The 11,428-nt window shown below is 65.3% G+C and carries 12 protein-coding genes; 8 read left to right on the forward strand and 4 right to left on the reverse strand.

From position 1 onward, the window contains the following. Positions 1–71: 71 nt before the first annotated feature. From GXY33_01910 to GXY33_01945, 8 genes are all read left to right on the forward strand, one after another. The gene (locus tag GXY33_01910; GenBank protein ID NLX03878.1) at positions 72–1,031 is read left to right on the forward strand and encodes an acetylxylan esterase; all 960 of its coding nucleotides are present in this window, start codon (positions 72–74) and stop codon (positions 1,029–1,031) included. Positions 1,032–1,064: 33 nt separating this feature from the next. Beyond that, positions 1,065–2,183 (forward strand): exo-alpha-sialidase, encoded by a 1,119-nt coding sequence (locus GXY33_01915; GenBank protein NLX03879.1) that lies wholly within the window; start codon positions 1,065–1,067, stop codon positions 2,181–2,183. A 19-nt stretch (positions 2,184–2,202) separates the two neighbouring features. Continuing rightward, entirely contained in the window at positions 2,203–3,333 is a 1,131-nt protein-coding gene (locus GXY33_01920) for a hypothetical protein (GenBank protein NLX03880.1), read from the forward strand. 15 nt (positions 3,334–3,348) lie between these two features. Next, a complete protein-coding gene (locus GXY33_01925) occupies positions 3,349–4,317 on the forward strand; it encodes a hypothetical protein (protein NLX03881.1) in 969 nt (322 codons plus the stop codon). Between the two features lie 149 nt (positions 4,318–4,466). After that, positions 4,467–4,631: a rubredoxin gene (locus GXY33_01930; protein NLX03882.1), complete on the forward strand. Its 165-nt coding sequence runs from the start codon at positions 4,467–4,469 to the stop codon at positions 4,629–4,631. 52 nt (positions 4,632–4,683) lie between these two features. Beyond that, positions 4,684–6,369, forward strand: coding sequence for a 2-oxoacid:acceptor oxidoreductase subunit alpha (locus GXY33_01935; GenBank protein NLX03883.1), 1,686 nt, complete (start codon positions 4,684–4,686; stop codon positions 6,367–6,369). Further along, complete coding sequence (locus tag GXY33_01940) at positions 6,369–7,184, forward strand: 2-oxoacid ferredoxin oxidoreductase (GenBank protein ID NLX03884.1); 816 nt, start codon at positions 6,369–6,371, stop codon at positions 7,182–7,184. The genes GXY33_01935 and GXY33_01940 overlap by 1 nt, the downstream gene beginning before the upstream one ends. Positions 7,185–7,210: 26 nt before the next feature. Continuing rightward, positions 7,211–8,356 (forward strand): DUF3524 domain-containing protein, encoded by a 1,146-nt coding sequence (locus tag GXY33_01945; protein NLX03885.1) that lies wholly within the window; start codon positions 7,211–7,213, stop codon positions 8,354–8,356. Between the two features lie 84 nt (positions 8,357–8,440). Here the strand turns inward: GXY33_01945 and GXY33_01950 are convergent, their stop codons facing one another. From GXY33_01950 to GXY33_01965, 4 genes are all read right to left on the reverse strand, one after another. Continuing rightward, positions 8,441–9,511: a hypothetical protein gene (locus GXY33_01950; protein NLX03886.1), complete on the reverse strand. Its 1,071-nt coding sequence runs from the start codon at positions 9,509–9,511 to the stop codon at positions 8,441–8,443. Positions 9,512–9,545: 34 nt separating this feature from the next. Continuing rightward, positions 9,546–10,478, reverse strand: coding sequence for a hypothetical protein (locus GXY33_01955; protein ID NLX03887.1), 933 nt, complete (start codon positions 10,476–10,478; stop codon positions 9,546–9,548). A gap of 10 nt (positions 10,479–10,488) precedes the next feature. Then, positions 10,489–11,091, reverse strand: a complete 603-nt coding sequence (locus tag GXY33_01960; protein ID NLX03888.1) for a zf-HC2 domain-containing protein — start codon at positions 11,089–11,091, stop codon at positions 10,489–10,491. Then, positions 11,064–11,428, reverse strand: a 365-nt coding sequence (locus GXY33_01965) for a sigma-70 family RNA polymerase sigma factor (GenBank protein NLX03889.1), incomplete at its 5' end; no start/stop codon positions are given. The genes GXY33_01960 and GXY33_01965, both read right to left, overlap by 28 nt.

The following is an 11,428-nucleotide window of genomic DNA, read 5'->3' on the forward strand; positions in this document are numbered from 1 at the left end:
CGTCGCCGCCGGTTAGATTGTGTCCTGTTTCGCGGTTGCGGCCAAGTCGTTTTCAGGAGTTATCAACTGCCATGCCATTGATCGACAAACCACTCGATGAGCTCAAGACGTACCAAGGAATCAACCCCCGTCCAGCGGATTTTGACCAATTCTGGGACTCCCGTTTGACCGAGATGCGGGCCCTCGACCCGCGGGTCGAGCTGGTCCCAGCCGAGTTCCAGGTTCCCTTCGCCGAATGCTTCGACTTGTACTTTACCGGCGTGGGCGGCTCGCGGATCCACGCCAAGTACCTCCGGCCCAAACAGGCCGCTGCTCCGCACCCAGCCATGGTCCTCTTCCACGGCTATGGCGTCAGTTCCGGCGAGTGGCACGACAAGCTCGCCTACGTGGCCATGGGCTATTCGGTGGCTGCGCTCGACTGCCGCGGCCAAAGCGGGTTCTCCGAGGATCGCGGCGGCGTCCGCGGCACCACGCTGCACGGCCACATCGTTCGCGGACTCGACGACTCGCCCGAGAATATGCTGTTCGTCCAGGTATTTCTCGACACCGCCCAGCTTGCCCGCATCGTCATGGCCATGCCCGAAGTGGATGCCAAGCGCGTCGGAGCGGCCGGCGGCAGCCAGGGCGGCGGCCTGACCCTCGCCTGCGCCTCGCTCGAACCGGGCATCAAGCGGGCGGCGCCCACCTTCCCGTTCCTCTGTGACTACCAGCGGGTCTGGGAGATGGACCTGGCCCAGGGCGCCTACGCTGAAATCCGCGAGTTCTTCCGCTGGTACGACCCCTGCCACCGGCGCGAGGACGAGATCTTCACCAAACTCGGCTATATCGACGTCCAGCACCTGTGCCCGCGGATCCGCGGCGAAATCCTCATGGGCGTCGGGCTGATGGACACCATCTGCCCGCCCTCGACCCAGTTCGCCGCCTACAACAAGATCACCTCGCCGAAGTCCCTGGCGATCTACCCGGACTTCACCCACGAAGGCCTGCCCGGCTTCAGCGACCAGGTCTACCAGTTCATGGCGGGGCTGTAGCCCTTTCGCCCGCTGCTCGGCGAGGAGCGGTCCATGCAAAGTCATTCGACCCACAGAGCGGTTGAAGTCGTCGCACGCGGCACCGTTTTCGACCACATCGGCGTCAACCTCATGAAGGGCGACGAGACGTACCCCTTCGCCATCGCTCCCAACGCCGTGGTCACCCCGCGCGGCGGGGTGCTGGTGGCCTGGACCGCCGGCGCCTACGAGGTCTCGCCCAACGCGGTCATTATGGGTCGCGAAACCTACGACGGCGGCAAGACCTGGACCTACGAGCCGTTCGTGATCGCCGACCGCCCCGACCACGGCCTGATCAACGTGGCCTTCATCCACGCCCGCCAGCGGATGTTGATCTTCTACAACGACTACCTCGGTCGCGTCAAAGCCTCGCACGGCTGGTTCATCGACGGCACCGAGGACGTCTGGCTCGCTGAATCCCACGACACCGGCTACTACTGGTCCGATCCCAGGCAACTGACCGATTTCCACCAGAAGCGTCAGCCGTACATGCTCCAGATCCGCGAGAACGGCCTGCGGCTCGCCGGCGGCGAACTGGTCCTCCCGGTCGGCTACCACACCCGCCATTTCCCGCCCGCCAGGCCGGATGAGTTCCGCAACGGCTTCGGCGTCCTGCGATCCGAAGACGACGGCAAGACCTGGCGTCGCTGCCTGCTGGAGACCAACGACCCGAACCGCCTCTTCGACGAACCGGCCATCGCCCAATGCGCCGACGGCTCGCTCCTGATGTACCTGCGAACCAACACCGGCACGATGTGGCAATCGCGCTCGCACGACGGCGGCCGAACCTGGGCCCAGCCCGCCGACACCGGCATCGTCGCCGCTCCCGCCAGCGTGGCTTTGGCCAAACTGCCCGACGGCCGCTTCGTCCTGGCCTGGAATGACCACCCAGCCAAGCGCACTTTCCTCTCCGTCGCCGTCTCATCGGACGAAGGCAAAACCTGGACCGGGCCCGATGTGATCGACATGGTCTGCATCCAGCCGATGCCGCCCATGCAACACGAACAGGCGGCCAACGTCGCCCTGATGGTCGACGACGAGGGCCTCGTCTGGATGGTCTGGGCCCACATCGCCTGGTATGGCGAGGGTGCCTACGGCTCGATCAAGTACGCCCGCCTGAAGGTGCGCGACTGACCAGGAAGGGAAACTGGCTGTGAGCTACACACCCAAGCAGCGAATGCTCAACGCCTACCGCGGCGTCTTCTCCGACCGATACCCGGTGGCCCCCGAGTTCTGGTACTACTACCCAGCCAAGGTGCTTGGCGTCGACATGATCGAATTCGAGCGAAACATCCCGCTGTGGAAGGCCCTGCGGACCACGTTCCTCAAGTACGGGACCGAAGGCTGGGCCATCGTCGGCCCGTCCGCCCGCAACCCGCGCGCCTCCTCCAAGGCCGACTGGCAAAAACTCTCAGCCACCCAGTATCGCCTGACCGCCGAAACCAATCTGGCCGGCAAGACCTACCAGACCGTCCAGGTCTTCGACAAGGAGGAACCTTCGTGGCTGGTCGAGTGGCCGGTCAAGGACGAAGCCGACGCCCTTGAGTTCTGCCGCCAGCAGCTTGCGTCAGACACCGAGTTCGGCTTTGCCGCCGCGGTTGACGCCCACCGCGCGGTCGGCGACGACTACCTGTTGGAGTTGGCGATCGGCGGTCCCTTTTTCGACTCCCTGGCCGCCGCGATGGGCTTCGAAAAGGCCCTCTTCTACGCCATGAGCGAAGAGCCCGCCCTGCTCGAAGGTCTCCAGGCCCGCTACATCGAGTTCAACCGCGAACTGGTCCGCCGGGCCTGCCGCGAAACGCCCTTCGAGTCCTTCTTCATCGGCTGCTGCTACGCGTGCAACTCGCTCACGGGTCCGGACATGTGGCGGCGGCTGGACAAACCCTACATCGCCGCCATGGCTGATGAAATCCACCGGCACGGCCGCCTCCTGCACATCCACTTTCACGGCCGGTGCATGGAGACCGTCTCCGATTTCGCCGAAATCGGCATCGACTGCGTCTGTCCCTTCGAGCGCCCGCCCGGCGGCGACGTCGAAGGCCTTGCCGGCCTGCGCGAGGTCCGCTGGTGCCTGGGCGGCAAGGTCACCTTCAACGGCAACGTCCACACCGTCGCGACCCTCATCCGCGGTACTTCCGACGACGTCCGCGCCGAGGTGCGGCAGATCAAGGAGACCTTCGCGGGCGAACCGCGGCTGATCATCGGCACCGGCGACCAGGTCGGCCGCGAAACGTTGGAAGAGAACATTTTCGCCATGATCGAAGAGGCCAAAGCCAATCGTTGAAAGGAACAACCTCGGATGGACTCCAAAACCCGCGTCCTGACCGCTCTGGCCCGCCAGAAACCCGACCGTCCGCCCTTCAACTTCTGGATGGATCGCCGCCTCATGGCCGGCTACGAGCAGCGGCACGGCCATCGCCACTGGCGGGTCACCGCCTGCGGGGCCGACGTGATTGAAACCTTCCACGGCTTGGGTTTCCCGTCCGGCCCGACGGTCGCCCGCGACGGCACCGAATGGCACACCGGCCCGCTCTTCGACGACTGGGCGCAGGCCGACGAGCTTCCCATGCCCGACCCGCACGATGAAAACGTCTACGGTCTGATGCAGGCCGACCTCCGCGAATTCCCCGACACCGCTGTCTTTCTCGACGTCGGCACCGCCTGGGGCATCATCGCCGGCATGCGGACCTACGAACGAATCTACATGGACATGCTCGACCACCCGGACGAACTCCGCAGGCTGGCCCGCCGGATCAATGACGCCTTAAAGGTCGTGGTGGACCGCGCCTGCCGGATCGGCGTCACCGCCATCTACCTGATGGAAGACCTGGCCACCACCCGCAGCCTGAGTTTCTCGCCCGAGATGATCCGCGAGTTCTGCCTCGACGACGCCGCCGAACTGGTCGCGATCGCCCATTCCCACAACCGGCCCGTGCTCTTCCACTCCGACGGCTGCGTCCGCGACCTGGTTCCGATGCTCGCCGACATGGGCGTGGCCGCGGTCAATCCGCTTCAGCCGCACCTCAACGACCTGTCCGCCTTCAAACGCGACTTCGGCCACCGCCTGGCCGTCTACGGCGGCCTCGACAACTGCTACACCATCCCTGACGGAACTGCCGATGACGTGCGGCAACACGTGCGGGATGTCTTCGAGACCCTCGGCCGTCCCGACGGCGGACTGATCTTCTCGACCCACGACATCCCTCTCGGCACGTCCGACGAAAACGTCCAGGCCATGATCGAGACCATCCGCCGGTGCCGCTACTGAACAACCGTCTGGCCGCCAAGCGCTTGCGGCGTGCTGTCCGGTCAAAACAACTGCGACGTTGATCGCTGCGCGTCGTTCGGGTATAAAGACCGTCATGCTCCTGCCGACGGGCGGGCGTCAGCACGTGAACCGCGTTGATGGAGGCCAAGATGAAGAAGTACGTGTGCAACGTGTGTGGATGGGTCTACGATCCGGCAATCGGCGATCCCGACGGCGGCGTCGAACCGGGCACCGCCTTCCAGGACATTCCTGACGGCTGGGTCTGTCCCGTCTGCGGCGTGAGCAAGGACGAGTTCTCCGAAGTCGCCGAGTAACCGTCCCGAGTCGTCAACTCGCCGACCGCACCGTCAGACCTTGGGGGACATTATGGATACCAACATCCGAGTGGCGGGTGAGGCCGGGCAGGGGGTTCAGACCACCGGCATGCTGCTGGTCCACGCCCTGGCCTCGCTGGGGCTCCACGTGATCTCCGGCCAGGTTTACATGTCGCGCATCCGCGGCGGCCTGAACTGGTACGATGTCCGCATCGCCGATTACCCGCTCTATTCCCTCCGCGAAAAAGCCGATATCCTCGTGGCCCTGGCCCCGGAGGCGGTCGACGAACTCGGTGACGAGGTCGCCGAAAACGGCCGAATCCTCTTCGATGGAAAAGACGGCGGCGACCGCGTGCTGGCCATGCCCTTCACCGAAACCGCCAAAGAAGTTGCCGGCTCAGCCATCATGGCCAACGCCGTCGCCGCTGGTGCGGCCTTCGCCCTGCTCGACTACCCGGTCGACAAGCTCTGCGAGTTTCTCGCCAGACATTTCGAAAAGAAGGGCGACGAGGTGGTGAGCAAAAACATCGAGTGCGCCAAGCGCGGCGCACAGCTCGCCTCCGACCACGCCGGCCACGTCGAGGCCCCGACCCACAACGGCATTCAGTACGACGTCCTCGTCGGCGGCGACGTCATCGCCATGTCCGCCGCGCGCTCCGGCGTCAAATTCGTCGCCGCCTATCCCATGACGCCCTCGACGCCCGTCTTCACCGCCCTGGCCTCCCTCGCCGACCGCTACGGCATCCTCGTCGAACAGGCCGAGGACGAGATCATGGCCGTCAATATGATCTGCGGGGCGGTCTACGCCGGTGTGCCCGCCATCACCACCACCAGCGGTGGGGGATTCGCCCTCATGACCGAAGGCGTCTCGCTGGCCGGCATGCTCGAACTGCCCATCGTCATCAGCCTCGGCCAGCGGCCCGGGCCCGCCACCGGCCTGCCCACCCGCACCGGCCAGGAGGACCTGCGCCTCGCCATCCACGCCGGACACGGCGAGTTTGCCAAAGCCGTCTTCGCGCCGGGCACCATCACACAGGCCTACCACCTGACCCGCCGGGCCCTCCAAACCGCCCACAAGTACCAGACTCCGACCATCCTCATGACCGACCAATACCTCGTCGACCAGGAACGCAACGCCCCTGCCCTCGACGACCGCTACGACCCGGTCGACCGCCATATCCTGGCCGACCCGCCGGACGACTACCTCCGCTATGCCGTGACCGAGTCCGGCGTCTCGCCGCGAGCCCTGCCCGGTTCCAACGCCTTCGTGATCGTCGATTCCGATGAGCACACCGAAGACGGCCACATCACCGAAAACCTCCGAAAACGCGTCGAGCTGCAGGACAAGCGCATGCGCAAACTCCAGGGCATGATCGGCGAATTCCTGCCGCCCGAGTTCTACGGCCCGAAAAACCCCGAACAACTGCTGATCTGCTGGGGCTCCACCTACGGCCCCGTCCGCGAAGCGGTCGACCGTCTCCAGGAGGCCGGCCGCAACGTCGCCCTGCTCCACTTCCCGCAGGTCTGGCCGATCAACGTCGAAGCCGTCCGTGCCGCCGCCGCCAACGCCGGTTTCGACCTGTCGAACTCCGACCAGATCGTCTGCGTCGAGGGCAACTGCACAGCCCAGTTCGCCTCGCTCCTCCGCGAACTGAACCTGATCGGTCCCTGCCGGACCATGCTGCGATACGACGGTCTGCACTTCACCGGCGACCAGATCGCCAGGAGGGTTGGCTGATGAAATTCTCCGATCGGATATACAACAACGATCCGGCCTGGTGTCCCGGCTGCGGAAACTTCCCGATCCTCAAGGTCTTCGACCAGGTGGTCGACGAGTTGGGCCTCGACCGCAAGAAACTCGTGCTGGTCTCCGGCATCGGCCAGGCCGCCAAGCTGCCGCACTACACGAGGGCCAATGTCTTTAACGGCCTTCACGGCCGGGCCGTGCCCGCCGCCACCGGCATCAAGCTCGCCAACCACCAACTCGAGGTCGTCATCACCAGCGGCGACGGCGATATCTACGGCGAGGGCGGCAACCACTTCATCCACGCCATCCGCCGCAACGTCGGCATCAAGGTCTTCGTCCACAACAATCAGGTCTACGCTCTGACCAAGGGCCAGGCCTCGCCCACCTCCGATCCGGGCTTTCGCACCAAGGTCCAGTCCCACGGCGTGGTCAGCGACCGCTTCCACCCCCTCGCCGTCGCCGTCGCCGAGGACGCCGCGTTCGTCGCCCGATCCTTCGCCGGCGATCAGGCCCACCTCAAGGCCATGATGATCGAGGCCATCCGCTGCCAAAACGGCTTTGCCCTGCTCGATATCCTTCAGCCGTGCGTCACCTTCAACCGCGTCAACACCTACAAGTGGTACCGCGACCGGGTCCGCCCGATCGACGACTCGCACGACCCGTACGACCGCGCCAGGGCGATGGAACTGGCCCTCAAGTGGGATCCCGAAATCCCCATCGGCGTCATCTATCGCAGCCGGCGGGAAAGCTTCGAGTCGCACTTGCCGCTGCTCGCCGAACGCACCCTCGTCGAGCAGTGCGGATGACGGACGACCGCGGCGGCGGAGTTGCCATGAACGATCCGTCAGAACAGCCGTTGAACATCCTGGCCCTCGAACCTTACTACGGCGGCAGCCACCGCGCCTTCCTCGACGGCTGGCGGGCTCACAGCCGACACCGCTGGACGGTCCTGTCGCTGCCGCCGCACAAGTGGAAGTGGCGGATGCGCCACGCCGCCGTTACCCTCGCCGATCAGGTCGCCGCCCGTCTGCGCGAGGGCCAGCGCTGGAATGCGATCTTCTGCTCCGATATGCTCAACCTCGCCGAGTTCCTCGGCCTCGCCCCTCAGCCGCTCCGCTCGCTGCCCTCCATCGTCTACTTCCACGAGAACCAACTCACTTACCCCGTCCGCTGGGAAAGCGAACGCGACTACCAGTTCGTGATGACCAACCTGACCACCGCTCTGGCCGCCTCGTCCGTCTGGTTCAACTCCGCCTTCCACCGCGATAGCTTCCTGCCCGCGTTGACTGGATTCCTCAAACGCATGCCCGACCACCAACCTCTGGTTGCGGTGGATCGCATCGCTGTCAAGAGCCGCGTCGAACACCCGGGCATTGATTCGCCGGCGGACCGCCCGCCCCGTCCGCCCGGCCCCCTGCGAATCCTCTGGGCCGCCCGGTGGGAGCACGATAAGAATCCCGAAACCTTCTTTGAGGCCCTCGATTTCCTTCAGCGGGAGAACGTCGCCTTCCGCCTCAGCGTCATCGGCGAACGCTTCCGCGAAAGCCCCGAAATCTTCGATCGCGCCGAAAAACAGTTCGCGCCCTGCATCGACCGCTGGGGTTATCAGCCGACTCGCGACGACTACCTCGCCGCCCTCGGCGAAGCCGACGTGATCGTCTCGACCGCCCTCCACGAATTCTTCGGCATCGCCGTGATTGAGGCGACAGCCGCCGGAGCCTATCCGCTCCTGCCCGATCGTCTGGCCTATCCCGAGGTCCTGTCCCGCGACGAGCTTCCCAACGCCGACGCCTTCTTCTATGACGGCTCAGCCGAGCAACTCGCCCGAAAGTTGATCGAACTGGCCCGGCGAATTGAAACCGGCGGCACGATATGGCCGGCCGATCCGCTGCCCCTTCGCCGTGCGGTCGGCCGCTACCTCTGGCCCAACCGCGCTCCATGCCTCGATCGAGCTCTCGAACGGGTCATGCTCCCTTGACCTGACGTACCGGGAGCCGGGCGGGTGCTCAATACCCGGCCCGGCTCCTGCTCCATCCTGTCGTCTCGGAGGTATCGCTGATCCCTACGGTGCGGGATTCTCTTCCGTGCGCTCATCCGCGGGCGGCGGATCCACCAGGTCGACCGTGGTGGAAGTCTGGAGCTTCTGAACCATTGGCCCGACGTTCACCGACTCAGCCGGTTGCGTCGCCGCCGGATTCTTGACGCTCATCTCCATCGTCATGTTCGTGACTTCCTTCATCCGCACGGGATCGCCGCGCTCGATGTCCCACCACATGACGCCTTCGCCGTTGCTGTCGAGCAGCTTCATGTCCATGAACTGCGCCATGGGATTCTCCGAGGCTGCATTCGGCTGTGAACGCATGGTCCGAGTAATCAGAATCTTCGCGCACGATCGACCAGCCATCGGCTCGACCCCCACCAGCTTGTATTCCGTGTCCACGTCCATTTCCATCGCGCCGAAGGGGAACTTCACCCGGTCGGCCTGCTTCCAGCTCTCGCCCACCCGCACCGGCGCCTTGCGGAAAACACTGTGCATCGACGACTTGAGCATCTTCAGGATCGTTTCGTCGTCGAAGGATTTGCTCATCATCTCCAGCATCTGGTCCAGCACCGGCGATTGGCCGCGTACCTCCTCCATGGCCTTCCTCATCGCCTCCGCGTACCCCTCCATCCGGATTGGTTCGCCTTCGGGACTGCGGATAAGATGATAGCGAATCTCGGTCATGGCCTTTAACATGGCGCAATCCGGCCCTGGAGCGGTTCCGGACGAGGGCGCCGCGTCTTCGCCGTTCTTCTTGGCCGCTCGGGAGTCAAAGCTCTGTTTGATGCCGCCCACGACCATGTCCATCTTCAACTCGGGTGTGCTGATCTCGTACACCACCGAACCGTCCTCGTTGATCCGGATGCACTCAGCCCGCATCAACTGCTCCATCGTCTGCGACATCTTCTGCTCGCCCATCGGCGGCGGCATCTGCATGCTGCCCACCGTTTTGGTCACCATCCGCCGGTACTCGACCCGTCCGACCTCCGGAGCGAACTTCAGCTCCACGCTCCCAGGCGCCTCCGCCAGGGCCACCCCGCCGATCCAGACCGACATCAGGGCTGCCAAAACCACTCGCATCATCGAAAACATGGTTCTCTCCTTTTGTGCTTTGATTTGGCTCTTGCTACCGCTGCGCGTTGCCATCCGCCTTGCCCGCCGCCTCCACCAGGATGCGGCCGATCGCCTCCTGATAGTGCCTGAGCATGAACTGCTGATCCGGGGCCAGCTCGATCGTCTTCCCGTCGCCGGTTGCTTCGATCTCGCAGCTCTCCGTCCGCCTGATCTCGAAGGCGACAGGCGCCGCGTCCTTCACGCCCGCCTTCATCCGCCACTCCAGGTCCTCGATGGTCAGTGCCGGCGGCAGCGGCTTGTCGGATGCCGGCTTGTCGAACTGCCGCATCCGGTGGAACCCTTCGATCTGGTCGACGAGAGACGTCAGGCTGTCGCTGACGTGCTTGAGCATGCTCAGATGCATCTCGCCCATCTGACGTCCCAGCGACGTTTCGCCCATCGCCGCCCGGACCGCCGAATCCGCCTCCTCCAGCAGCGGCAGCGCCCGCCTCTGGAGGGCCCGCGCCAGGTCCCACTGGGCCAGTTGTTGACCCTCGCCGCCCGCCGCCGCCCGCCGCCGCAGTCGCTCGATCAGTCCGTCGTCCACGTCCTGCGTCAACTCCAGATCGATGATCCGCTGCTCGACCCGCTCGCGCAACTCCGGGTGCAGCGACGCCGCCAACTGATATGCTCGCCGCGCCTCTTCACGCCGCTCCAGCGCCAGCAGGCAGTCGCCCGCTGAGATCGCGGCAAAACCATCCGCGTCCAGATCGCTGTAATCCCGGTTCAACGCCTCGAAAATCGCCAGGGCCTGCTCAAACTGCCTCGATCCCATCAGTTCAGTCGCCTCAACGCACTTCTCCACAAACGCCATCTTCCGTTCGATCCGATCCTGCTCTGCCGCCCAGCCGGTTCCCGCCGCCGCCATAACCGCCGCGGCGACGCACCAGAGTGACACGCCACTGTAACCGGCTCGCCGCCATGTCCGCGTATTCGTTACCATCATGGGAATTCTCCTAACGCCATACCCCATAGAGTGAAGTCAACACCGCCAGCCTCGCCTCCTCCGGCAGAGGCTGCCTCGCCCGGGCCGTCTCGCCCGTCCGCACCAGCGCCCGATCCGCCAGGGCCCGCCCCAGCCGCTCCAGCGGCTCGTGGGCGCTGCGCTCCAACAGATGCGCCTGGGCCGCCGAAATGACCGGCCCCGCCGGCCCGGCCTGTGTCGCCACCGCCTGCACCATCCCGCTCGCCATCCACGGCGAAACCTGAACCACAGGCGGCTGTGATTCTCGCCCCGGTGCGTGGCTCTGGCCCAACTCCCACCAGCCGACCACCCACAGCGCAGCCGCTGCCGCTACGGCCATTCCCGCTGCTGTCAGCTTCATCCAACGCCGAGACCGGCCGGCCATCCGACGCTCCACCGTCCGCACGATCCGGTCCGACAACCCTTCCGGCGCCGCCACCGTATCGTCCGACCGAAGGAACTCGATCAGCCGCCCCAAACTCTCCCGGCACTCCGGACACGCCCGTACGTGCGCCTCCAGAGCCGCCGTCCGCGCCTGGTCCAACTCGCGATCCAGGTACGTGTCGATCAGGCTTTCCGCCTCGCGGCAGTCCATGCTCGGTCCTCCATAGCCTTCTCCCGCTGGATCAACTCGCCCAGACGACGCCGCCCGCGGTGCAGCAGCGTGCGCACCGTGTTGATCGGCACGCCCATCGCCTCGGCCACCTGATCGTACGAGAGTTCCTCGAAATGAAAGAGCGCGATCGCAGCCCGCTGACCCTCGTCAAGCCGGCCCAGCAACCGCCGGACCTCCGGGCCGCTATCCTCCCGCTCCCGCCATCCAAACGCCTGTTCCGGCTCCAAGTCCACCACCCGAAGCCGCTTGCGCGACCGAACGTGGTCGATCGCCAGGTTCGTCGCGATCTTCAGCAGCCAGTTGCGAAACGACCGGC

The sequence above is a fragment of the Phycisphaerae bacterium genome (assembly GCA_012729815.1).
In the GTDB taxonomy this organism is placed as follows: Bacteria; Planctomycetota; Phycisphaerae; order JAAYCJ01; family JAAYCJ01; genus JAAYCJ01.